Annotated in this window: 17 protein-coding genes, 1 pseudogene and 1 riboswitch; of the genes and pseudogenes, 15 read left to right on the top strand and 3 right to left on the bottom strand. The window is 71.7% G+C overall.

What is annotated here, in order from left to right; translation table 11 throughout:
- Positions 1-154 precede the first annotated feature (154 nt).
- The 4 genes and pseudogenes from ABTZ94_RS12135 to ABTZ94_RS12120 form a co-directional block, all read left to right on the top strand.
- Positions 155-1,537 (top strand): M16 family metallopeptidase, encoded by a 1,383-nt coding sequence (locus ABTZ94_RS12135; RefSeq protein ID WP_351200121.1) that lies wholly within the window; start codon positions 155-157, stop codon positions 1,535-1,537.
- Positions 1,538-1,563: 26 nt separating this feature from the next.
- A complete protein-coding gene (locus ABTZ94_RS12130; protein ID WP_351200149.1) occupies positions 1,564-2,946 on the top strand; it encodes a M16 family metallopeptidase in 1,383 nt (460 codons plus the stop codon).
- A gap of 322 nt (positions 2,947-3,268) precedes the next feature.
- Positions 3,269-3,435, top strand: a riboswitch (cyclic di-AMP (ydaO/yuaA leader).
- Positions 3,436-3,448: 13 nt separating this feature from the next.
- A complete protein-coding gene (locus tag ABTZ94_RS12125) occupies positions 3,449-4,249 on the top strand; it encodes a M23 family metallopeptidase (RefSeq protein ID WP_351200119.1) in 801 nt (266 codons plus the stop codon).
- A 180-nt stretch (positions 4,250-4,429) separates the two neighbouring features.
- Positions 4,430-4,583, top strand: a pseudogene (locus tag ABTZ94_RS12120) (GntR family transcriptional regulator); the annotation flags it as partial.
- A gap of 244 nt (positions 4,584-4,827) precedes the next feature.
- On the opposite strand, the gene ABTZ94_RS12115 reads toward ABTZ94_RS12120, so the two are convergent.
- On the bottom strand, positions 4,828-5,109 hold the full coding sequence (locus tag ABTZ94_RS12115; RefSeq protein ID WP_093898943.1) for an HPr family phosphocarrier protein: 282 nt from the start codon (positions 5,107-5,109) through the stop codon (positions 4,828-4,830).
- A 172-nt stretch (positions 5,110-5,281) separates the two neighbouring features.
- On the opposite strand from ABTZ94_RS12115, the gene ABTZ94_RS12110 reads away from it, so the two are divergent.
- From ABTZ94_RS12110 to ABTZ94_RS12095, 4 genes are all read left to right on the top strand, one after another.
- Positions 5,282-8,251 carry a bifunctional acetate--CoA ligase family protein/GNAT family N-acetyltransferase gene (locus tag ABTZ94_RS12110; RefSeq protein WP_351200117.1) on the top strand — a complete coding sequence of 990 codons (2,970 nt, stop codon included), beginning with the start codon at positions 5,282-5,284 and terminating at the stop codon, positions 8,249-8,251.
- Positions 8,252-8,380: 129 nt separating this feature from the next.
- Positions 8,381-8,977, top strand: coding sequence for a DUF5998 family protein (locus ABTZ94_RS12105; RefSeq protein ID WP_351200115.1), 597 nt, complete (start codon positions 8,381-8,383; stop codon positions 8,975-8,977).
- On the top strand, positions 8,977-10,164 hold the full coding sequence (locus ABTZ94_RS12100) for an alkaline phosphatase family protein (RefSeq protein ID WP_351200113.1): 1,188 nt from the start codon (positions 8,977-8,979) through the stop codon (positions 10,162-10,164). Before ABTZ94_RS12105 ends, ABTZ94_RS12100 begins: the two co-directional genes overlap by 1 nt.
- Positions 10,165-10,420: 256 nt before the next feature.
- Positions 10,421-11,071, top strand: coding sequence for a thymidine kinase (locus ABTZ94_RS12095; protein ID WP_351200111.1), 651 nt, complete (start codon positions 10,421-10,423; stop codon positions 11,069-11,071).
- A 493-nt stretch (positions 11,072-11,564) separates the two neighbouring features.
- On the opposite strand, the gene ABTZ94_RS12085 is transcribed toward ABTZ94_RS12095, so the two are convergent.
- Positions 11,565-11,837, bottom strand: a complete 273-nt coding sequence (locus ABTZ94_RS12085; RefSeq protein WP_351200109.1) for a hypothetical protein — start codon at positions 11,835-11,837, stop codon at positions 11,565-11,567.
- A 460-nt stretch (positions 11,838-12,297) separates the two neighbouring features.
- Positions 12,298-13,713: a hypothetical protein gene (locus ABTZ94_RS12080; RefSeq protein WP_351200107.1), complete on the bottom strand. Its 1,416-nt coding sequence runs from the start codon at positions 13,711-13,713 to the stop codon at positions 12,298-12,300.
- Between the two features lie 365 nt (positions 13,714-14,078).
- On the opposite strand from ABTZ94_RS12080, the gene ABTZ94_RS12075 reads away from it, so the two are divergent.
- The 7 genes from ABTZ94_RS12075 to ABTZ94_RS12045 all read left to right on the top strand — a co-directional run bounded on the left by ABTZ94_RS12075 (position 14,079) and on the right by ABTZ94_RS12045 (position 24,222).
- Complete coding sequence (locus tag ABTZ94_RS12075; RefSeq protein WP_351200105.1) at positions 14,079-14,462, top strand: hypothetical protein; 384 nt, start codon at positions 14,079-14,081, stop codon at positions 14,460-14,462.
- 132 nt (positions 14,463-14,594) lie between these two features.
- Positions 14,595-15,089, top strand: a complete 495-nt coding sequence (locus tag ABTZ94_RS12070; protein ID WP_351200103.1) for a nucleotide exchange factor GrpE — start codon at positions 14,595-14,597, stop codon at positions 15,087-15,089.
- Positions 15,090-15,194: 105 nt separating this feature from the next.
- The gene (locus ABTZ94_RS12065; protein WP_351200101.1) at positions 15,195-16,769 is read left to right on the top strand and encodes an Hsp70 family protein; all 1,575 of its coding nucleotides are present in this window, start codon (positions 15,195-15,197) and stop codon (positions 16,767-16,769) included.
- Between the two features lie 27 nt (positions 16,770-16,796).
- Positions 16,797-19,424: a hypothetical protein gene (locus ABTZ94_RS12060; protein ID WP_351200099.1), complete on the top strand. Its 2,628-nt coding sequence runs from the start codon at positions 16,797-16,799 to the stop codon at positions 19,422-19,424.
- A gap of 17 nt (positions 19,425-19,441) precedes the next feature.
- Positions 19,442-20,524 (top strand): TRAFAC clade GTPase domain-containing protein, encoded by a 1,083-nt coding sequence (locus tag ABTZ94_RS12055; protein ID WP_351200147.1) that lies wholly within the window; start codon positions 19,442-19,444, stop codon positions 20,522-20,524.
- Between the two features lie 5 nt (positions 20,525-20,529).
- Positions 20,530-21,972: a GAP1-N2 domain-containing protein gene (locus ABTZ94_RS12050; RefSeq protein WP_351200097.1), complete on the top strand. Its 1,443-nt coding sequence runs from the start codon at positions 20,530-20,532 to the stop codon at positions 21,970-21,972.
- Between the two features lie 3 nt (positions 21,973-21,975).
- The gene (locus tag ABTZ94_RS12045) at positions 21,976-24,222 is read left to right on the top strand and encodes a hypothetical protein (protein ID WP_351200095.1); all 2,247 of its coding nucleotides are present in this window, start codon (positions 21,976-21,978) and stop codon (positions 24,220-24,222) included.
- The last annotated feature ends 173 nt before the right edge of the window (positions 24,223-24,395 follow it).

Raw genomic sequence — 24,395 nt, 5'->3', positions numbered from 1 at the left:
CCCCCGCCGAGGTGGTTTCGCGAGCCGTCCCGCGGGGGACGTGCCCCTCTTTCACGCGAACTTCCGCAGTATGGGAACTTCGCCAGGTGTCTGTGCGCTTGCTTACAGTGGCAGGTCTCGCAGGAAATCCAGTATCGCGATCGAAGGGACGTACATGCCCAAGGGTCACACGGCCACAGCCGAGGCCGGCTCCGGCGGCTTGACAGCGACCGAGCACCGTCTGGCCAACGGCCTGCGCGTGGTGCTCTCCGAGGATCATCTGACCCCGGTCGCCGCGGTCTGCCTCTGGTACGACGTCGGCTCGCGCCACGAGGTCAAGGGACGCACCGGTCTGGCTCACCTCTTTGAGCACCTGATGTTCCAGGGCTCCGGCCAGGTCAAGGGGAACGGACACTTCGAGCTGGTGCAGGGAGCCGGCGGTTCGCTCAACGGGACCACCAGCTTCGAGCGCACCAACTACTTCGAGACCATGCCCACGCACCAGCTGGAGCTGGCCCTCTGGCTCGAGGCCGACCGGATGGGCTCGCTGCTCGCCGCGCTCGACGAGGAGTCCATGGAGAACCAGCGCGACGTCGTCAAGAACGAGCGTCGCCAGCGCTACGACAACGTCCCCTACGGCACGGCGTTCGAGAAGCTGACGGCACTGGCCTACCCCGAGGGCCATCCGTACCACCACACGCCGATCGGTTCGATGGCGGACCTGGACGCCGCGACCCTCGAGGACGCCCGCACCTTCTTCCGTACGTACTACGCGCCCAACAACGCGGTGCTCTCGGTCGTCGGAGACATCGACCCCGAGCAGACCCTCGCCTGGATCGAGAAGTACTTCGGCTCCATCCCGTCCCATGACGGCAAGCAGCCGCCGCGCGAAGGCACGCTCCCCGAGATCATCGGCGAGCAGCTGCGCGAAGAGGTGCACGAGGAGGTGCCGGCGCGGGCCCTGATGGCCGCCTACCGGCTGCCGCACGACGGCACCCGTGAGTGTGACGCGGCAGATCTCGCGCTGACCGTGCTCGGCGGCGGTGAGTCGTCGCGGCTGCACAACCGCCTGGTCCGCCGTGACCGTACGGCCGTGGCGGCCGGGTTCGGACTGCTGCGGCTGGCCGGCGCGCCCTCGCTCGGCTGGCTGGACGTCAAGACGTCCGGCGGCGTCGAGGTGCCGCAGATCGAGGCCGCTGTCGACGAGGAGCTTGCCCGGTTCGCGGCCGAGGGCCCCACGCCCGAGGAAATGGAGCGTGCGCAGGCCCAGTTGGAGCGCGAGTGGCTGGACCGTCTCGGTACGGTCGCCGGCCGCGCCGACGAACTCTGCCGGTTCGCCGTGCTGTTCGGCGACCCGCAGCTCGCTCTGACCGCCGTACAGCGGGTGCTCGATGTCACCGCGGAAGAGGTCCAGGCAGCCGCCAAGGCCCAGCTGCGTCCCGACAACCGGGCGGTGCTGGTCTACGAGCCGGTCGAATCGGCCGAGCCCGCAGACGCGGCGGACACCGATGAGACCGACGCCGACGACACCGACGCCCACGAGGGAGCGGACAAGTGACCGACGCTGCCGCGACTGGAGTTTCGATGCAGTACCACCCGCAGCCAGCCCCCGGCGTCGCCCGCCCCTGGGCCTTCCCCGCGCCGGAGCGCGGCGCCCTGTCCAACGGCCTCACGGTGCTGCGCTGCCACCGCCCCGGCCAGCAGGTCGTGGCTGTCGAGATCTTTCTCGACGCCCCGCTGGACGCCGAGCCCGAGGGCCTCGACGGTGTGGCCACGATCATGTCGCGGGCGTTGTCCGAGGGCACCGACAAGCACACCGCCGAGGAGTTCGCCGCCGAGCTTGAGCGCTGCGGCGCCACCCTCGACGCGCACGCCGACCACCCCGGCGTCCGGGTCTCCCTGGAGGTCCCGGCCTCCCGGCTGGCCAAGGCTCTCGCGCTGGTCGCCGAGGCGCTGCGGGCGCCCGCCTTCGACGACAGCGAGATCGAACGGCTGGTACGCAACCGGCTCGACGAGATCCCGCACGAGCAGGCCAACCCGGCCCGGCGTGCCGCCAAGCAGCTCTCCAAGGAGCTCTTCCCGGCCGCGGCGCGGATGTCGCGCCCGCGCCAGGGCACCGAGGAGACGGTGGAGCGGATCGACTCGGCGGCCGTGCGCGCCTTCTTCGACGCCCACGTCCGGCCGTCCACGGCGACCGCCGTGGTCGTCGGTGACCTCACCGGCATCGACCTGGACGCCCTGCTCGACGACACCTTCGGCGACTGGTCGGGAGACACCGCGGAGCCCCGTCCCGTCCCGCCGATCACCGCCGACGACACCGGCCGAGTGGTGATCGTCGACCGTCCGGGCGCGGTGCAGACGCAGCTGCTGATCGGCCGGATCGGCGCCGACCGGCACGACAGCGTATGGCCGGCCCAGGTCCTGGGGACGTACTGCCTGGGCGGCACGCTCACCTCCCGGCTGGACCGTGTGCTGCGCGAGGAGAAGGGCTACACCTACGGCGTACGGGCCTTCGCCCAGGTGCTGCGGTCGTCGGCTCCGGATTCCGCCTCGGGGGCGACCGGTGCCGCGATGCTCGCCATCAGTGGATCGGTGGACACCGAGTCCACGGGACCGGCTCTGAAGGACCTGTGGACGGTCCTGCGGACCCTGGCGGCCGAGGGACTGACCGATGAAGAGCACGAGACCGCCGTGCAGAACCTCGTGGGTGTCGCCCCGCTGAAGTTCGAGACGGCGGCCTCGGTCGCGGGCACCCTCGCCGACCAGGTCGAGCAGCACCTCGCGGACGACTACCAGGCACAGCTGTACGCCCGGCTCGCGGAGACCGGCACGGTCGAGGCGACCGCAGCGGTGGTCAGCGCCTTCCCGGGTGACCGGCTGGTCACGATCCTCGTCGGTGATGCGGCACAGATCGAGGAGCCGGTCCGGGCGCTGGACATCGGAGAGGTGTCGGTGGTCACCGGCTGACGGTCGTACCCGCCGCGGGCGCCGGACGACCGGCCGCCCGGTCGCGTGTGACAGTTCGCCGGTCGACTGTCACGTTCGGCCGAGCACCGACCACACCGGCCGGTCCACCGACCCATCATATGTCCGCATAATGGGACAGAAGGAATACCCCCGTGAGTGAGATCTCGCCGGGGTATTCCTTTTTGTCCGTTTTGGTGGAGAGGTTGCCTGTCTGCCCTGTGGGATGCGCTACAAAACGGCCTGTCCGTTTGGTGAATGAAAGTGACCCCACTTAGCGTCGGCCGGGCTGTCCGTCACTCGTATGCCGCATCCGCGACGTACCGGGCAGCCATCGCCGAGTCCCCGTCAGGCGCGAGCCTGGGGAGCCGGGGACCCATGCAGTCCCTGGGGTGAGTCGGATGCCTGAGCCTCGGTGGGGCCGGGGCGTCCGTAGGAGACCTTCCTGCTCCGAACCCGTCAGCTAACCCGGTAGGCGAGAAGGAAGGAAAGGATCAGCCACTTCATGGCGTTCACCCGTGCCACCGGGAAGCATCGTGCCCCGAGTCGACTGACGCGCAGGAGCGCGAAGATCGCCGGCGTCGCGACTCTGGCCACCACTGGCGTCATCGGTGGCATGGCCTCTCCGGCCCTCGCCGCGGACCCCTCCGTCAGCGAGACCGGTCTGAACCAGGTCATAGCCATCAAGGGCGCCATCGCCGACCAGATCGACGCCCAGGCCGACGCGCAGAAGCGCCAGGCCGATGTCGCGGCGAAGGCGAAGGCGGAGGCCCAGCGGAGGGCCGACGCCAAGAAGGAGGCGGAGGCGGAGGCGAAGGCCAAGGCCGACGCGAAGCGCGCGGCCGAGGCGCGCGCCGAGAAGGCCCGCGCCGCCCGGTCCGCCGAGCGCACTCGCCTGGGTGGCTTCCAGCTCCCGGTCGCCGGTTCGTACGTCACCACCGGCTACAAGTCCAGCGGCTCGCTCTGGTCCTCCGGCAGCCACTCGGGCATCGACTTCCACGCCGCGTCCGGCAGCTCCGTCGTCGCCGTCGGCGCCGGTACGGTCGTCGAGGCCGGCTGGGGCGGCGCGTACGGCAACAACATCGTGCTCCGGATGACCGACGGCACGTACACGCAGTACGGCCATCTCTCCTCGATCGGTGTCTCCGTCGGCCAGAGCGTCGGCGCGGGCCAGCGGATCGGCCTCTCCGGCTCGACCGGCAACTCCACCGGACCGCACCTCCACTTCGAGGCCCGGACCGCGCCGTCGTACGGCTCCGACCTGGACCCCGTCGCATACCTGCGCGCCCGCGGCGTCAACGTCTGACCGGCGCTCCACCCGCAGCACTCCTTCGAAGGCCCCGGCGCACGCCGGGGCCTTCGCCCTGCCCGGCCTCCGCGCCTGCCCGTAGCACCTGCTCCCCGATAACAGGCGCCGGTCGGCCGCGTTTCGCGGGGATCAAGACCGACCGGCACGTAGGGGTGGGGGGAAGGTGGAGATTCGGACATGCGCATTCCGGCGCATTCGGTATGCGCGGCAATCCGTGACGACATCGTCTCCGGTGTCTTCGAATGCGGCAGCCGGGCTCACAGAGGAGTTACCGGCGTGCCGTTGCGGGGTCTCCCGTGTCCCGGTACGGGAAGCGCTGCGCACCCTGGACCTGCGCTGCACCGACCGGCCGGGCCGACGGCCCGACGCCTCGCGCGCCGACCGGGTGAGGACTTCGCGGCATTCCGTAAGCATCACGGGCGTTCCGAATCAACGATTACGCCGTATGTTAAAGAGTTGTAATTGCGCGAGGATTTTCTTTGGACTGCCCGAATTCTCTCCGGTTGTCCTGGTTCGGCAAAGCGAAAAGCCGCGACCCCGAATAAAGGTGCCGCGGCTCTCTCGCAGGAAATGGTTCAGACGGTCTCCGGAAGCTCGTCGAGACCTTCGGCGACAAGCTTCGCCAGACGGTCCAGGGCGGCTTCGGAGTCGTCGGCCTCGGACGCGAGCACGATTTCCTCGCCGCCGTGCGCGCCGAGGCCGAGCACCGCGAGCATGGAGGCGGCGTTCACCGGGTTGCCGTCGGCCTTGGAGATCGTCACGGGGACGCCGGAAGCCGTGGCGGCACGGACGAAGATGGAAGCGGGGCGGGCGTGCAGCCCCTCGGCCCAACCGACGTTGACGCGGCGCTCAGCCATGGTTCTGCCCTTCACGAATCAATGGTTGTCTAGACCAGTCTCTCATGTGGTGCGCGATGCTCCAGCCGATCGGCGGCACGCCCACAACCCGTGCTGCACCGCCGATCGGCCCCCTCAGACTGCCCCGGCCCCAAGGCCTACGCGACCGCTGACGGAGCCGTAGTCTTTGCGCATGCAGCCCTCGCCGGAGCAGAGTCCGCATCACGTGTACCCCGACCACTGGGAAGCGGACGTGGTCCTCCGCGACGGAGGAACCGCCCGGATCAGGCCCATCACCACGGACGACGCCGAACGGCTGGTCAGCTTCTACGAGCAGGTCTCCGACGAGTCGAAGTACTACCGCTTCTTCGCCCCGTACCCCCGTCTGTCCGACAGGGACGTGCACCGCTTCACCCATCACGACTACGTCGACCGGGTGGGGCTCGCGGTCACAGTCGGCGGCGAGTTCATCGCGACCGTCCGCTACGACCGGATCGACGAGCGGGGCAGGCCGGCCTCCGCACCCGCCGACGAGGCCGAGGTCGCCTTCCTGGTCCAGGACGCGCATCAGGGCCGGGGCGTGGCATCGGCGCTCCTCGAACACATCGCGGCCGTCGCCCGCGAGCGCGGCATCCGCCGCTTCGCGGCCGAGGTGCTGCCCGCCAACAACAAGATGATCAAGGTGTTCCGGGATGCCGGGTACACCCAGCAGCGCAGCTTCGAGGACGGCTCCGTCCATCTCACCCTGGACCTCGAACCGACCGCCGAGTCGCTCGCCGTGCAGCGCGGCCGTGAGCAGCGGGCCGAGGCGCGCTCCGTGCAACGGCTGCTCGCCCCCGGATCCGTCGCCGTCATCGGCGCGGGCCGCACTCCCGGCGGGGTCGGCCGCACGGTCCTGCGCAACCTCCTCGGGGCCGGCTTCACCGGCCGTACGTACGCCGTGAACCGCGCCTTCGCCGCCGACCAGGGCACGATCGACGGTGTCCCCGCTCACCGTTCCATCGGCGAGATCGACGAACCGGTCGACCTCGCGGTCGTCGCCGTCCCCGCCGACCGAGTTCCGGAGGCCGTCGCCGACTGCGGTGAGCACGGCGTCCAGGGCCTGGTCGTACTCTCCGCCGGATACGCCGAATGGGGCGCCGAAGGCAGGGAGCGGCAGCGTGAACTGGTCCGTCAGGCCCGCTCGTACGGGATGCGGATCATCGGCCCGAATGCCTTCGGCGTGATCAACAACGCCGAAGCAGTCCGGCTGAACGCCTCCCTCGCCCCCGAGCCGCCCGCGCCCGGACGCATCGGCCTCTTCACCCAGTCCGGAGCGATCGGCATCGCGCTGCTCTCCGGGCTCTACCGGCGCGGCGCAGGCCTCTCCACCTTCATCTCCGCCGGCAACCGCGCCGACATCTCGGGCAACGACTTCCTGCAGTACTGGTACGAGGACCCGGACACCGATGTCGCCCTGCTGTACCTCGAATCGCTGGGCAACCCCCGCAAGTTCACCCGCCTCGCGCGGCGCACCGCGGCCGTGAAGCCGGTGGTCGTGGTGAAGGGCGCACGGCACAGCGGTTCCACCCCGCCCGGCCATGCGGTGCCGGTCAGCCGGATCCCGGACGCGACGGTCTCCGCGCTCATGCGGCAGGCGGGCGTGATCCGCGTCGACACCGTGACGGAGATGGTGGACGCGGGTCTCCTCCTCGCAGGCCAGCCCCTCCCGGCGGGCCCGCGGGTCGCGATCCTCGGCAACTCCGAATCGCTCGGCCTGCTCACCTACGACGCCTGCCTGGCCGAGGGGCTGCGCCCGCACCCGCCCCGCGACCTCACCACCGCCGCCACCCCGCAGGACTTCCGGGACGCCCTGGCCGAGGCCCTGGCCGACAAGGGCTGCGACTCGGTCGTCGTGACGGCGATCCCATGGGTGGGCGAGAACGGCGAGGCGGAACCGGGCGACGGAGAGGTGCTGGCGACCGCGCTGCACGCGGCAGCCGCGGCCGGTCCCGCCAAGCCGGTGGCCGTCGTCCATGTGGAGATCGGCGGTCTGGCGGAGGCCCTCGCCGCGGCCACCAGCACGGTCGCGCTGCCGCGTCCTTCGACAGAGCCCTCCGCAGCCGCGACGCCCTCGCGCGCCGGAGCCGCCCCTACGACTACGACCGGCCACGACCCTGCGCACATCCCCTCGGCACCCGGAACGGGCCGCGGCACAGCCACCGCCGCCACCGGCGCGGGCATCGACGACGGCGCCGGTACCGCCACCACCGGTGCGGGCACTGACGGCGGCCCCGGCATCCGGATAGGCCGGATCCCCGCCTACCCCGCCGCCGAGCGGGCCGTGCGTGCCCTGGCCGAAGCGGTGAGGTACGCGCAGTGGCGACGGCAGGCGGCCGTGCCCGGCAAGGTGCCCGAGTTCCTCGACGACACCATCGACGAGCCGGGCGCCGCCGACCTGATCGACGCCCTCCTCGGCCCCGACCCCGACCCGCGGGGCAGACCGCTCGCACACGACGAGGCGCGCGAACTCCTGGGCCGCTACGGCATCACCGTACGACCGACGCTTCCGGCCGCCGACCCGGAAGCCGCTGTTGCCGCGGCGGCGCAGCTCGGTTATCCCGTGGCGCTCAAGACCACTGCGCCCCATCTGCGCCACCGCGCCGATCTCGGCGGTGTCCGGCTGGACCTCGCCAACGAGGGCGCATTGCGCCGGGCGTACGGCGAACTGACCGACCTGCTCGGCAAGCCCGCCGAGCTCCAGCCCGTCGTCCAGGCCATGGCTCCGCGCGGCGTCGACACCGTCGTACGGGCCGCGATCGACCCGGCGGCGGGCGCCGTCCTGTCCTTCGGGCTCGCGGGCGCGCCCTCCGAACTCCTCGGCGACACCGCCCACCGTCTCGTTCCGGCCACCGACCGCGACGCCGCCGAGCTGATCCGGTCCATCCGGGCGGCCCCGGTGCTGTTCGGCTGGCGTGGCGCGGCCCCCGTGGACACCGCGGCGCTCGAAGAGCTGCTGCTGCGGGTGTCCCGGCTGGTCGACGACCATCCCGAGGTGGTCTCCATCGCTCTGGAACCGGTCGTGGTCGCCACCCAGGGGCTGACCGTCCTCGGCGCGAGCGTCCGGCTCTCGCCGCCCCCGGCCCGCACCGACCTCGGCCCGCGCCGCCTCCCCAACTACTGACCGGCAGCGCACTGTTTCGTTCCCGATCGCCGGACGGGCGCGAAACCGGGTCCCTTCACTGTTCCGGCCCCGGCCCACCCTGCCGCACAACGTCCCCGGCAGTCGTCCGTCCCCCGTAGGATGGTCCTCATGGCAAAGACCGGTACGACGACCCAGGGGCTGCGCGCGGCGATCGAGCGCAGTGGCTACTACCCGGCCCTCGTGGCCGAGGCGGTGGAGGCCGCCGTGGGCGGTGAGCCGGTCGCTTCGTACCTGGTGCACCAGGAGACCACCTTCGACTCCAACGAGGTGCGCCGCCACGTCACGGTCCTGGTCCTGACGGACACCCGTTTCATCGTCAGCCACACCGACGAGCAGAATGCGGACACCAGCTCCCCGACGCCGTACGCCACCACCTCCACGGAGTCGGTCAAGCTCGACCGGATCTCGTCGGTCGTGGTCAGCCGTGTCGTGGCCAACCCCGAGAAGTACGTACCGGGCACGCTGCCCCGCGAGGTCGTCCTCACCATCGGCTGGGGCGCGGTCTCCCGCATCGACCTGGAGCTGGCCGCCTGCGGCGACCCCAACTGCGAGGCCGACCACGGCTACACCGGAAGCTCCACCGCCGACGATCTGAGCCTGCGGGTCAGCGAGGCCGGGGACGGCCCGGACACCGTGCGCCAGACCCTCGCCTTCGCCCAGGCGCTTTCCGAGGCCACGGCCGCGACCGCGGCGACCGGCCGCTGATGGCCCAGCCGGCCTGGCAGGATCCCGTTCTGCTCCCCGTCGACACCGCCCCCGTCCCCGAGTACGGCAGCGGGTCGCTCTCCGATCTGCTGCCCACACTCGCCGCCGGACAGGGCGTACCCGGCTTCACCGCCGCGATCCCCGAACTCACCCCCGCCGATCGGAACTGCGTGTTCCTGATCGACGGTCTCGGCTGGGAGCAGATCAAGGTCCACCCGGACGAGGCACCGTTTCTGCACTCCCTGCTGCCCACCTCGCGCGGCGGCACCGGCCGTCCGATCACGGCGGGCTTCCCGGCCACCACCGCGACTTCACTGGCCTCGGTCGGTACCGGACTTCCGCCGGGGGAGCACGGCCTTCCCGGCTACACCGCGCGCAATCCGGAGACCGGCGAGCTGATGAACCAGCTCCGCTGGCAGCCCTGGACCTCGCCGAAGGCCTGGCAGCCGTACCCCACCGTCTTCAAGCTCGCCGACGCCGCCGGTGTGCGCACCGCCCAGGTCTCCGCCCCCGCCTTCGAGCAGACCCCCCTCACCAAGATCGCGCTCAGCGGGGGCTCGTTCCTCGGCCGGCTGTCCGGTGAGGAGCGGATGGACGTCGCCGCCGAACGGCTGGCCGCAGGTGACCGATCGCTCGTCTACACGTACTACAGCGAGGTCGACAGCAAGGGCCACCGCTTCGGCGTCGACTCCGACGCCTGGCGCGGACAGCTGATGTACGTGGACGGCCTGGCCCGGCGGCTGGCCGAACAGCTCCCGCCCCGCTCGGCGCTGTACATCACCGCCGACCACGGCATGATCGACATCCCCTTCGACGAGCAGTCCCGGATCGACTTCGACGAGGACTGGGAGCTGCGCGCGGGTGTCGCCCTGCTCGGCGGCGAGGGCCGGGCCCGTCATGTGTACGCCGTCCCGGGGGCCGAGAACGATGTGCTGACCGTCTGGCGGGAAGTGCTCGGCGAGCAGTTCTGGGTGGCGAGCCGGGACGAGGCGATCGCGGCCGGCTGGTTCGGCCCGAAGATCGACGAACGCGTCCACGGCAGGATCGGCGACGTCGTCGCGGCGGCCCGCGACGACGTGGTGATCACTGCCTCGGTCAATGAGCCGCACGAGTCCGCGATGGTCGGCATGCATGGTTCGATGACCCCCGCCGAGCAACTCGTCCCGCTGCTCGAAGTACGCTCGTAGCCGCGTTTTCCCTCTCCAGCGTTCCCCGTCACCATTTCCCCTGCCTCACTTGACCCCGCCCGAAAGGTGCTCAGCCCCCCATGTCCGAGCTTGTGTTCTTCTCCGGAACGATGGACTGCGGAAAGAGCACCGACTGGCTCGGGTATTCGCCATGCCCTGGCGGTGTCGTGGTCGGGGTTGTGCCGTCTGTTGCTGTTGTTGCGCGTCTCGACGGTGTGCGCCGCCCTCGTCCGACCCGGAAGGTCCCGCTCTCCTGATGTCCGAATTGGTGTTTTTCTCGGGAACGATGGACTGTGGGAAGAGTACTTTGGCGCTCCAGATCGGTCACAACCGATCAGCGAGGGGCCTACAGGGTGTGATTTTCACGCGGGACGACCGGGCGGGGGAGGGGAAGCTGTCCTCGCGCCTCGGCCTGGTGACGGAGGCGGTCGAAGCGGCGCCGGGTATGGATCTGTATGGGTATCTGGTCGACCAGATGTCGCAGGGTCACCGGGTGGACTACGTGATCGCGGATGAGGCGCAGTTCCTGGCCCCCGAGCAGATCGACCAGCTCGCTCGCGTCGTGGACGACTTGGAGCTGGATGTGTTCGCGTTCGGGATCACTACGGACTTCCGCACGAGGTTGTTCCCGGGTTCGCAGCGGTTGATCGAACTGGCGGACCGGGTCGAGACGTTGCAGGTCGAGGCGATGTGCTGGTGTGGTGCGCGGGCCACTCACAACGCTCGTACGGTGGACGGGGAGATGGTGATCGAGGGCGAGCAGGTCATGGTGGGGGATGTGGGCCGGCTGGCGGGGGAGGTCGGGTACGAGGTGTTGTGCCGTCGTCATCACTGCAGGCGGATGACGAGCGCCGTGGCGCGGGCGGCGGCGCTGTCGCCTGATGTACTGCCGGTCACCTCCGCCTGACCTCTGCTTGCGGCGGCAGCTGCGCTGGGACGGCCCTGGGGTAACCCCGAGGACATGCGACCTCGCCGCCATGAACGCCCCGCCGGCGTGGTTGGTGCGGCCATTGCCGACGAGGTGGACCGAGCCGTCCTTGGCGATGAGGCCGAGGCATAGCGGTCCCGGCAGATCGGAGCGGCTGTGGAAGCAGAGGCGGACCATGGCGTCGGCACCGCTCCCGGCGGTGTGGTGGATCACGACGCCGTTGACGGGCCGCCCATGCGCCCACGTGGTTGCGGTTGTTGGTGTGCCGGCCGTCGATCTCGACGACGGTGACGCCCTCGGTGCGCAGGGCCCTGACGAGGGCGGCGGCGGACAAGGGCTCGGCCGTGCGGAGTGCTCCTTCACGAACATACGAACGTCTGGGCGGGTGGACGGGCCTGCAGACGGTGGACGGGCGGGGTCACGGTGCCCGGCCGGAGGGGATCGGCCGGGCACGGTGAGCAGGAGGCGGGCGTCAGTTGGCCCGCACGGTCTCCGTGGACGCCGCGCGGGCACCGATGCCCACCGAGGCGGGCGCGCTCGTGATGGCGCTCGCGTTGCTGAGCGCGCGGATCGTCCCCGCGTCGAGGCGGGTCGCCCGGGAGCGGATGTTGGTCCCGGTGACATGCGACCAGTGGTGGATGATGCGGTCCATCAGGGGGCGCAGCTGCGACCCCCGGGTGTAGAACGCCTCCGGCTGTTGCACGGCCGGAAGGTTCAGCTCGATGGAGCGCAGCAGCGTGGACATGTCGGGGCCGAGGGCGAGGAAGGACCGTACGTCCTGGTGGGCGTTGAGCCTGACCCGGTCCCCGATGCGCCGCAGCCGCTCCTGGGCGGTGCTCGCCGTGGCGCGCAGATCGCGGACGGGCGCACTGTTCCAGCTGACCGCCAGAGCGCTCCTCGGACCAGAAGGCGGTGACGGCCGGGTTGTCCGGCGTACCGGTACGCCCGTTCATCTCATCCGCGGCGCCCTGCATGGCGGCGTAGAACCTGTCGAACTCCCGTGTGTGGTGCTTCTCTTCGTCGAGCAGCTCCTGCCGGGCCAGCCGTCGCGGCAGCCGTTCCAGCACGGCGACCAGGCCCCGGGCCTGCTCTTGTGTCCAGCCGCCGGCGAGCCGCGGCGAGCCGCCGGACGGCCGGGGTGCGTAGTCGGCCGAAGTGCTCTGGGTCGGTACGTCCTTGCCCTGTGCGTCCTTGCTCGTCATCGGTCAGCCTCTCTTGCCGAGCGCCGTCATCCAGTTCTCGAAATTCGCGCGGGTACGCTCCGTGTCCGGCCCTCCCAAGGACATGCGCAGACAGGACAGGGCGAGGATCCGCAGGGGCTCCGCGACCATCCAGTAGTCCGAGGTGTAGAGCGCCGGTCCGCCGCGGTCGGCCAGGGCCTCGAGCTCGCGCGGTGAGACCCGCCCCGGGTCGACCAGGGACGCGAGCGCGCGGCCCTTGAACGCCGCGGCCGGCTCGCGCAGGCAGACCCTGGCCAGTTGGGGCAGCACCGGCAGGGAAGCCTCCATCACTTCGCGGCGGTACGCGGGCACCTGGTCCAGCGGGTAGGAGCGCAGCCAGGCCAGCTCCATCTCGTCCCACGGGCCCGCGCCGTACCAGTCGCGGCACAGCGCCGTGCCCAGCAGAACCCGCAGATACGCGGGCGGATGCGGGTCGCCTGGCGGGAGGTTGGTGACGCTGCCCGGCGTGCCCGCGATCACGTCGTGCAGCGCCGCCAGGGCCGCGAACCCGGTGTGGGCGAACGCGAGGGCGTCCGCGGCAATCTCCTGCGCCCAGCCCGCCCAGGCGTCGGCCACCTCACGGCCGGCGGGTGCGGCGGCCGCGCGCAGCGCCCTGGCGAGCTCCTCGTTCCAGCCGAGCTGGAAGGCGACTTGGTGGCCCGTCTCGTGGATGAGGGCGGTGGGACGCAGCAGATTGTGACGGGTGATCTTGACCGCGGCGACCGGGCTGATTGCCGCCGGGTCCCACAGCCGCACCCCGGCCCGCAGGATCGAGGCCCCCAACCCCCGGTCCAGGTAGCAGAGTACGGGTGGTACCGGCTGTCCGAGAGGTACGAGGACCGGCTCCATGGTGCGCACGACGAGCAGGTCGCACGCCCTCAGCAGCGCTGTGATCCGCTCTCCCGTACGAGTGTTGACGGCATCGCCGTAGAAGTCCGCTACCGTCTCGACGCGTTGGACCTCATGGCGCAGTCCCAGCATGGCCCTGCGTACGTCCTGCACCTGGTCCGCGCTGTGCGCGGCGGCCAGTGCGACGGCGAGTGAGCGTGCCTTGGGGCGCACTCGATCGATGGCGCGCTGCAGTTCGGTGCGCAGCGCCAGGCCGAGCCTGCTCTCCAGGGATGCCCAGGCGGCGGGCGAAGCGAAGTTGTCCGGCCGGGCGAGACCTTCCACCGCGGCGCTCCAGTGGGAGATCTGCCGGGCCGTCTGGGTGCGCAGTGCCGCGATGTCGCGTTCGGTGGGCGGGCCGTGCTCCTCGCCGGCGGTGCTCATGGGCGGCGGGGGCACTGTGCCCGCCGCACTCTCCGTGTCAGCCTCGGTATGCCAGCCGGGGCGCGCCGGTGGCGGCGGCCAGGTCTCCACCGGCTGGGCCCGGGGCGCGAGCCGCAGGATGTCAGCCACGGTGGTGCCCCGGCCTGATCTCAACCCTGGCGGTGGGTTCGGCGGAGAGCGCACCGATCGCCGCCGACAAGCGAGTGGGATGCCGTCGGTGGCATCTCCCTCGTAGTACGAATTCGGCTTGAGTTCTGGGCCACGTCCTATGTGGCGAGTCGGAGGAGTCGTTTGTAGCAGCAGAGGGTTGCGGCGCGGCGCGGGGGGCGCGCCGCATGACTGCCGCATCCGCTCGCGCGGGCGCACTGTCTCCTGAGGTTCTGCCGCTCACATCCGTTTGACGGCGAGATCCCTCCTTCGGACCGGGGTCTCTGCGGGTCACCATGCCCTACGCTCGACCCACGACCTGTGTGTTGGAGACGGTGGAGGGCGTCGTGGACCCGATTGCACCTGAACTGCTCATGGCCCTTGCCGGAGGCACTGCGGGTGCAGCGGGGGAGCAGATCTGGACATCCCTGCGAAACCTGATCAGGCGACGGCCGTCGGACGGAGAGCCGTACGAGGAGAGCGAGTTGACGGCCCTCGCCGAGGCGGCTGCCAGTGCGGGCCGTGCCACGGAGTTGGCCGAGGCGCTGGCTCTCCGCGCCCGGCAGGACCCCGCCTTTGCCGAGGCGCTCGCAGCCTGGCGGCGGGAGGCCGAGGCCCTGGAGGGCATGCGGAGCGGCGCGGGCGACGTGCGCAACGTGATCTCCGGGGGCACTCAGGGCACTGTCGTCCAGACGGGGGACGTTCACGGTTCCATCAATGTCGGTGGCTGACGACCTCCATGGCTGGATGGTGGTGCATGGGAGGGCCGGACACGAGCCGGGCAACGAAGCTGCTCCGGCCCGGCAAATGATCGCGACACGCTCCGCTGACGCGCCCTGCCCCTTTGGTCTACTGTGAGCGACGTGTCGGAATGTATTGAACCCTGCGCGCTGGCAAGCGAGTTCACTGCAGCACTCGCTCGTCAGCAACAGCTTGCCGAGCGCCGTGAGGGGATCGTCACCAGGCTGCACGACGAGATCGAGCGGCTGCGCCGAGGCGAGATCGAGGTGGCGCTCGACCTCGTGCGCCACTCTCTGATCCGGCTCCACGACCAGATCCTGCGTCAGGCCGAGCACGTCACCGGCCCGCTCGGTGTCGACGAACTGCGGGCCCTGCTGACCGCGCTGGCCGACGAGGCGGCGGACACCGTGGCCAGGACCGGCCTCGAGCGGTACGTCCCTGGGCCCGGCGAAGCATTCGACATGACGTTGCAGCGCCCGGTGGGCCGCGCCCCCGCCGCAGGACCTGAGACGGACCGGACGGTGGCGCGCGTTGTGGCGGCCGGGTTCGTTCAGGGGGAGCGGGTCGTGCGCAAGGCCGACGTCGTGGTTTCCCGGTGGGAGCCGGATGCCCCATGAAGATCTCCTTCGAGCGGGGCGCGAAGGGCATGGCTTACAACGACAACTGCGAGACAACAGACGGGGCGGGCGTAACACGCGGCCGTCCCGGTGGCGGGAGACCGTATGGCCGTATACGGCATCGACCTGGGGACCACCTACTCCTGCGTCGCACGCATCGACGACGTCGGCAGACCGACCGTGCTGCGCAACCTCGAAGGGGCGGACACCACGCCGTCCGTCGTGTACTTCGAGAGCGCCGACAGCGTCGTCGTGGGGCAGAGCGCCAAGGACGCCACCGTCCTCGATCCTGAGCACGTCGTGCAGCTCATCAAGCGGGACATGGGCGATGTGGTGCCGCGCGAGTTCCACGGCCGTGCCTACACACCCGAGGAGATCTCCGCTCGCATCCTGCGCAAACTCGTCGAGGACGCGAAGGCCGCCGGCGGCGACGAGGCGCGCGACGTGGTGATCAGCGTGCCCGCCTACTTCGGGCTCGCCGAGCGGGACGCCACCCGCAAGGCCGGCGAGATCGCCGGACTGCGCGTCCTCGACGTGGTTGCCGAGCCCATCGCGGCCGCGCTCGACTACGGGGCCCTGGAGGGAGACGAGGAGCGCGGGAACCGGGCCATCCTCGTGTACGACCTCGGCGGCGGCACCTTCGACACCACCGTGCTCACCCTGCGCGGGCGCGAGCTGACCGTGCTGTGCACGGACGGCGCGAAGGAGCTGGGCGGCAGCGACTTCGACGACCGCATCGTCGTGTACTTGGTGGAGCGGTTTTGCGAGCGCTTCCCGGACGTCGACGACCCGCTGTCGGATCCCCAGTCCGAGACGCAGCTGCGCAAGGACGCCGAGGAGGCGAAGAAGGCGCTGTCCTTCCGCGAGCGCTACACCGTCCGCGTCATGCACCAGGGCAGGGTCGAACCGGTGGAGTTGACCCGAGGGCTCATCGAGGAGCTGACGCGCGACCTGCTCGACCGCACCGTCGACATCACCCGCCGCACCGTCGAACTGGCAGAGGAGCGGGGCGTGTCGTCCTTCGACGATGTGCTGCTCGTCGGCGGCGCCACCAAGATGCCCGCTGTCGCCGCCGCCCTGCGCACTCAGTTCGGATTCGAGCCCAGGCTGTACAACCCGGACCTCGCGGTGGCCCGCGGCGCCGCGCTCTTCGCCCTCGACCGAGCCACGTCCATCCTCTCCAGCGGTGAACTCCCTGCCGAACAAGCACCGGACGTGCCGGAGACCGGCCTCACCCACCGCCCGTACGAAATCTCCACCGTCGCCTCGCGCGGTTACGGCATCCAGGTCACGGACATCGACACCGGCCGGGAGTACGTCACCCACCTCGTGCACGCCAACGATATTCTGCCGGCGTCGGTGACCGACGACTTCCACACCCTCCGCGACAACCAGCGGCAGGTCCGGATCCAGGTGATGGAACAGGCGGGCGCGGTGGAGTCGGAGGAGCTGGAGCACAACACAACGGTCGCGCAAGGGACATTGAAGATCCCGCTGAACAAGCCCGCGCGCTGGCCCTTCCAGTGCGTCTTCACGCTCGACACCTCCGGGCTCCTCACCGTCGTCGCCACCGAGCGGGAGACCGGCGAGAAGATCGAGATCTTCATTCAGATCGGAGGGCTGTCCCAGGAGGCGGTCGACGAGGCGCGGATCGCGATGAGCCGCCAGCGGATCGGCTGATCGAGGGCAGGACGGGGGAGCTGGGCCGTGGCCTTTGACGAGTTACGTTACCGGCGCGAGGTGCTCGACGCCGGGCTGCCCGTGACCGAGGACCTGCGCACGCGTTACCAGTTGCCGCAGCACCTCGCCGGGCCCGCGGTCACCGAGGCGGTCACCGCGGTCCGCGCCTGCTGGCGCCGCAGCCGGGCTCGGCTCAAGTACCGTGCGGTCATCGAGCAGTTGGAGGCCGGCTACCTCATCCACCGGCCGCTGCTGGACGCGGCCGCCGCCGGAGACCCGGGACGACTGCGGGCGGCCCTCGAAGCTCACGGCCGACGCGCTGAATCCGAGCCGGCCCGGCTGCGTGCGGCCCTGGAGGAGGCCACGGGCGGGCTCGGCATGCTCGCCGAGAGCACGGTCGCGGAGATCGCCGCCGCCCACCGGGTCCGCGAGAACCGGGTACGGGACCTGCTGCCTGCCCTGGGGTTGCGCATCGCCGATCCCGACCCGCTGTCGCGGTCGGTGCCGCACCTCGCGTATGCGCGCTACGCCGGCCACCTGGAGGTGCTGGGGCTGCGGCACCTCGGCGACTTTCTCGCGACGGGCACGCCCGGCGGGCGGACCGGGCAGCCCGTGCGCGTCTTCGACGCGGACCCGGTCACCCCGCCGGTCCTCGATGCGGTGGCCCGCCGCTGGGGTCGGCTGCCGCACGGCGCCGCGCACACCGCGGCCCAGGCCGTGATCGCCGCCGTACGCGGTGTGCTGACCGAGCAGGGCCCGGAGGGACTCGCCCGGATCCTGCTCCATGAACTGGCGCCGCCTCTGCGGAAGCGGTGTGCCGCCCGCGCGACCCCGGCCACGCTCCTTGCGTACGCGGTGGGAGAGCTGTCCGTCGCTGAGGACGACGCGCAGCGACTGGTGTTCGCGGTGCTGCACGAGGCTGCCGGGGACCCGGTGGCGGAGCGGCTGCGCAGCCTGGCCGCAGACGGGCGGCTCGCCGAGGCGGCGGCCGTGGCGGACCGGGTGCCGCCGGGCTCTCTCACCGAGGACGTGCGCGCACTGGCCGAGCACGTGCGCGGGAAGCTCACCGAGGCACGCGACGTGGTGGACCACGCGCGCCGACTGCCGTCGGCCGAGGCGGACCAGGCCTGGGACCTGCTGGAACAGGCGGAGGCGGCAGTCCGCGATCTGCCGGGAATCGACACCGTGCGCCGCGGCCTCGCGGTCCGCCCGGTGCCCGGTCTCACCGCGACCCGGGACGGCGCAGGCATCACTGTCCGATGGCGGCCCTCGCCGTCCGCGGCGGGCGAGCCCGAGTACGTACTGCTGCGCACCGAGCGGCGCCCGCCGCGCAGCGCGGCTGACGGCACGGTGCTGCCGCTGGGGTCGCCGCGCGCCACCTCGTACGTCGACGGCTCGCCCCCCGCCTGCATCCCGCTGTACTACGCGGTCGCCGTGCGCCGGGCCGCCGAACCCGGCAGCGAGCCCTCGCCGCTCACGGTGCGCGGGCCCGTCGTGCACTGGCCCGAGGTCACCGACGCCCACCTGCGTGCCGGCGACCGTCGGATCACCGCCGACTGGACCTGCCCGGACCGTGCCCAGTCCGTCGAGGTCGTCCGCACCGCGCCGGACGGCCAGGAAGTGCGGGTCACCGCCCGCCGCGACGGCTTCACGGATGGCGGGCTCGCCAATGGCACGGCCTACCGCTACCTCATCCGCGTCGTCCACCGCACCGACGACGGACCGCCCGTGCGCACGGAGGGCGTCCGGCGCACCGCCACGCCGCTCGCGCCGCCGGAGCCGGTCACCGACCTGGACATCCGCCTGGTGGACGGCTACCTCCTGGCGCGCCTCGCTCCGCTGCCCGGCGGCGAGGTGCGCTTGTACGGCTTCGACGACGTGCCCCCGTGGCCGGCCGGCACCCGGCTGAACACGGCAGAGCTTCCCGGGCGTCCGATCGTGACGGAACCCGCCACGGGAGGGCTGCGGTTCGCGCCGCCGGGGCGGCCCACCCTGGTGCTGGCGGTTACGGTCGCCGGGGAACGTGCCGTCGTAGGAGCACACGCCGCGGCCGCCGTGCAGGCGCTCGGCACCCCTACGCTCACCCGGCACGGCGGCACGGGCGTGGCCGTCGTCTTCGACTGGCCGCCGAACAGCGGCAACGAGGTCGAGGTCACCTGGCGGACCCCCGGCGAGGCGGGCGGACAGCGGCGCGTCGTCACCCGCGCCGCATACCGGCACGAGGCGGGCGTATGGCTGCCCGTCGCGGGCGGTGTCGGGGTGGAAGTCGAGGTGCGGCCGATCGCCCTGCTCGGCGGGCTGCCCGTATCCGGCCCGCCGAGTACGGCGGTACTGCCACCGCGCGCCGACGTCGACTATCGGCTGGAGCGGCACGGCCTGCCCGGACGCCGCACGGTCACCGCCGTGTTCACGTCGCGCACCACCGTACGAGCCGAGCGGCTGCTGCTGGTGCGGTCGCGCGGCCCGGTCTGGCCGCTGGAGCCCGCCGACGGGGACGTCCTCGCAGAAGCTGCCGACGTGACGCTCGGCCCGGGACAGGACGTGAAGCTGTCGGCGCCCCTGGCCCGCGGCCCGGGCGGCCGGTTGCGCTGCTTCGCCGTCGGCCGGCTGCTCGTGCTGCGCGACCCGCCGCAGCACACGCTGAAAGTCACCTAGGGGGAGTGGACGTGAGAATGCCGTGGCGCCGCACCTGGGTGTGCCCGCACTGCTTCCGGAGCATCTCCCGAGCGCAGATCGCGTACGTCTGCGCGAGCGGCGCCGCCTGCGCCGAGGACCGGCGCCTCGCGTCCGCCGACCCCCGGGCCGGTTCGGCGGTGTGCGGCACCTGCGGCCGCACCACCACCCGGCTGCGCTGCACCGTCTGCGCAGGCCGGCTGCCAGAGGGCTATCTGCGCACTCCCGGAAAGCTGGTGGCGCTCGCCGGACCGGTCAGCTCCGGCAAGAGCACCTACATCGGCGTCCTCGTGCACGAACTGCTGCACCGCCTCGGCGCCGAACTCGATGCCGCGCTGCTCCCCTGCGACGACGGCACGATGACGGACTACCAAGAACGGTACGAACGCCACCTGTACGCGGAGCAGCACACCGTCCCCAAGACCGCCGAGCACGACGCCGGCCGACCCCTCGTGCACCGCCTCAGCCGCACTTGTCGGGGCCGTTTCGGACGCCCCCACAAGCGGGTGCTGACCCTGGTCTTCCTCGACACCGCCGGCGAGCACTTCGCCTCACGTGACCGCATGGAGACCCAGCTGCGCTACTTCGCCACGGCCGACGCCGTCGTCGTCCTCGTCGACCCGCAGGACCTGCCCGGCGCACCCGTGCAGGACGGCGACGGGGTGCCGGGCCGGTCGGGCGAAGTACTCGCCCGGGTACTGGGCCACCTGGGCGGCGGCCGGAAGGTGACCGTTCCGGTCGCGGTCGCCCTCACCAAGGCCGACCTCCTGTGGCCGCACCTTCCGGACAACTCCCCGCTGCACCGCACCCGCCGCCACGGCCCCGTCTTCGACGCCGACGACCGAGCGGCTGTCCACGCCGAGCTGCAGGCCTTGTTGCGGCGCTGGCAGGAACACCAACTCGACGCGCGGCTCCACCAGTTCTGCGCCGACTACCAGCTGTTCGCGCTTTCCACACTGGGTGCCTCGCCCCGGCAGGGCGGCGGCCTCGGACTCGGTGGCGTCGTACGCCCGCACCGGGTGGAGGACCCCATGATGTGGCTGCTGCACCGCTTCGGTTTCCTCGACAAGGGACGGAGGTGACGCGTATGGCAGGACAGGCGCACTACACGTCCGCCCCGCCCTCGGCCGACGCACCCCACGGCGGCTTCCGCTTCACCGCCGTCTCCCCGACGGCCCGCCCCGCACTCGACGTCCTGCGCCCGCTGACGGGATACGCGCGGCCTCCGGGCGCGCACCGGCATGATCATTTCCCGGTGGCCTTCGCCTATGACCGACCGGACGACGACACGGCCGTACTCACCCGCACCCGCTTCACCGGCCAGGACTACACGGGCCGCTGGGGCAACCACTTCTGCCACGCCTTGTACGCCGCCCCCGACGAACTGGCCGGTCTGCGCCCCGTCGAACTGTGGGACACACCTCACTGGGCCCCGACACCGACGCCCGACGACGGCCATGACCTGCCCGACCTCACCCAACTGGTCCCCGGCAGCGCACTCGGACCCGACCGCGCGGGCCGCTTGCTGGCCGACACCGGCGACCCCGGCGTCCGCCTCCTGGAGCGGCTGCTCACCGCGGCCCTGCGGACGTTGGCCGGCGAGGGCCACGGTGCCACCCTGGTCTCCGCGGATTCGGACCGTGTCGTCGACTGGATCGCCGCCGTCTCCTACACCCTGCCCGCCGGCCTGGCCGCCCGTCTGACGTTCACGACGTACACCGCGCGGCCGGAGGACGACCATCGCCATCTGACCGGGACGCGGCCGGGGACCGGGGAGCGGGCACCGGGTCCGGTGTTCCACCTCGACCGGCTGACAGGGGACGGCTGCTCGGAGCCGAGCCCGACGGCACGGTTCCTCGCGGGCGCGTTGGGGAGCATGCGCCTCGAAGTCCTGGACGCCGTCGCGGAATTGTGGGACGCGGCCCCCGCAGACGGCGTCGAGGCGGGCGTACGGCGGCTGCGGGCCGGGTGCGCGCTCCTCGCGCCGGACGGCGATACGGGGGCCCTGGGCGGGGAGGGTTCCCGGCTCGTCGGCTTCGCACGTGCCGTTGCGGAACTGCGGCCCAAGGAGGCGGGACTGGCGCCCGAGCGCCTGAGGGACGCCGTCGTGCGCCATCTCGCCGACGGGTCGGCACCGCTCGGCGACGTACGGGCCGCGCTCGCTCCGCTGCCGCAGCCATACCGGCCGGCCGTTCTCGCAGGGCTGCTCGCCGCCCTCGAAGCCTCCGCCGAATTGCGGACCGCCGCCCTGGACGCGCAGGCATGCGCCTCCCTCTTCTCCCTCGTGGACGAAACACCGGACATGCTGGCTGCCACCCCCCGCACCGCACTGCACGTGCTGCGCAGGGCCCCCGGGGAGCCGCGGCCGGCCGCGCTGCGGATCCTGCGGCTGTTCCGGCAGGGGCTGTGGGAGGAGACGGAGACCTACGAAGTCCTGCGTGAACTCGTGCGGGCCGAGGAACCGAAGCCGCAGCAGCAGCGGGCGCCACGGCTGCTGTGGCGACGCGGGCCGGCCCGGGAGAAGGAGTGAGCCGTGGCGAACCCCGTGATTCTGCTCCTGGCGATCATGCTGATGGTCGTCCTGACCGTCGGTTACGGCGTCTTCGTCACCCTGCCCAAGCTGGTGTGGACACAACTGCACACCGTCTGGCGGACCTTCGGCCGGCCGGCACACACCCCACCCGACCCGCACGGCGAGCCGGCCATCCCCGCCTACGTCCGCGTCACCGCCGCGCGCGACCTGCGAGCGACCTGGTGGGACGGACTCGAGCAGCACGAACGGCTGATGGGCGACGCCGAGCGGTTCATGGCCGGCCGGGTGAGCGACGCGCTCGGCCGGCAGGGCGGGACCGGCGGGCGGGGCTGCCTGATGCTCTTGCTGCGCCCGGCTTTCCTGCTCACGGCCGTCGCCGTCGTGCTGACCGCGACCGCGCTCAGCATCCTTCCGCTTCTGTTCGCGCTGCTGGCGTGGGCGCTGTGCTGTGCACTGTGGAACCTGTGGTGGGCGGTGTGGGCGGCGGTGGCGCGAACGGGGCGAGCGCTGCGCAGCGGGCCGGCGCAGTGCCCGTACACGGACTGTGGGCGGACCATACACCGCCCGGTCAGGCTATGCCCGACGTGCCGGGCCCGACACCGGCAGCTGGTGCCCAACCGGTACGGAGCCTTCTGCCACCGCTGCCGCTGCGGCACCCGCCTGCCCGCCGTCCTCGGTGTGCGCCGCCTGGACTCGTGCTGTCCGCACTGCGGGAAGCCGCTGCCCGCCGGATACGAACGGGCGCGGGTCGTCGTGCTCGTCGGGGGCTCGGGCGCGCAGCGGGGCGGAGTGCACCGGCAGGGGCTGGCCGAGCTGGGCGCCATGCCCGGGACCGAGCCGCCGCTCGTGCGCACCGACGGGACGGCCGTCCTGTGGTACGACCCGCCTGGTGACGCGTACGGCAGTCAGGAGTCGGTGGCCGCGCTGGACGTCCTGCGCCGGTCCCACGGACTGCTCCTGGCGGTGGACGACCCCGCGGCGCACAGCGATGCCGTGCACGCCGTCACCCGGGTCCTGCACGTCCTCACCGCCCTGCCCGCGCGCCGACGTCCGCACCGTCTCGCGCTGCTGTACACCCGAGCCGTACGGGGCGACGACGCCGCCGTGCGCGCGCACCTGGATGCGGCCGGCGGCGGACATCTGCTGCGCGCGCTCGATGCCACGAGTATCCCGGTGCGGTGCATTCCGGCCTCGGCTCTCGCGGGGACGCTGAGGTGGCTTGCCGGTACGGCCGGTACCGCGGGCTCCGGTGAGAGCATGGTGCCGTTGCCCGTGCGCCCACCAGAGAACACCACGTTCCGCTTCCCCCGGCACCGCGTCGCCCGCCACACCTTTCTGCTGACCCACCTCGCCGGGTACCTGGTCATACCGCTCGCTCTGGCTCTCCTGGAGACGGGCGTGCTGCCGCCGGCCGCTTTCTTCGGCCTGCCCGGGGCGTACGACAAGTGGCGGCATCCGCTGACCGGTTCGGTCCGCCAGGTCGACCTCACCGCGGCCGCCACCCGGGACTGGCCGAAGCTCAGCGCCAGTCACTCGGCGCCGGGACATCCGCCCTCCGCCGCTCTGCCGGGCCACGCGGGCTACTGGTCGGTCAAGGGATCCCCGCAGAAGGACAACTGGCTGAGGATGGACTTCGGGATGCCGCTGCCGCTGAGCGAGGTGTCGGTGGACTTCGACCCGGACAGCGTCAAGTCGACGTTCGCGCTGGGCGTCGACGTGGAGGGCCAGGTCGGCGCCCGCACGGTCCGGTTCCCGAGTGGGCACAGTCGCCGGCAGAAGCAAGGGGCCTACTTCAATAAGACGTACGGCTACGACATTCCCGTCCCGGACACCGTCGACTCTGTCCGCATCAGCCTCGGCTCCCCGTTCGACAAGGACAACGACGAGGAGCAGCAGCTTCGCCTGCGCGAGTTCAACATCCGCTGGAGCAGCTCCGACGCCCTACGCCTGCACCCGGCGGACGGCGGCCGACTCGCCATGGAAAACGCCACCGCACGCGACCTCGCCGTCACCTTACGGCCGCCCCTGCTGCCCGCGGGGTGGCAGGCCGCCCTCGTCGGACGGCCGCCCCGGATACTCGGGGCGCACGACACATACGAGGCGCGCTGGCGGATCACGCCTCCCAAGGGCACCACGGGCCGCGCCCCCATCGCCTACGCCGTCGACATCACTGAGGACGATCGGACAGTCACGGCACGCTGCCTGGCCCTCCTCACGGCCTCCGCGGACGCCGAGCCGCTCTGCTGAGGGCTGACGGCCTCCCCCACGACAGGGAGCGGGCTCCCGACGCCCTGCGACTCCGCTTGTGGCGTTGTCGTCAGTCAACGACGCTCTTTCCCCGAGCTCTCGGCTTCGCTCGACCAGGGGAGACCCCATCCGCTTCCTTCCTCCGCCTTGCAATCGAAGCCGCATGACGCCGC

The sequence above is a fragment of the Streptomyces sp. NPDC002785 genome, from assembly GCF_040295565.1.
Lineage (GTDB): Bacteria > Actinomycetota > Actinomycetes > Streptomycetales > Streptomycetaceae > Streptomyces.
Note: the sequence above shows the minus strand (reverse complement) of the source record. Positions and strands in the feature narration are given on the sequence as shown.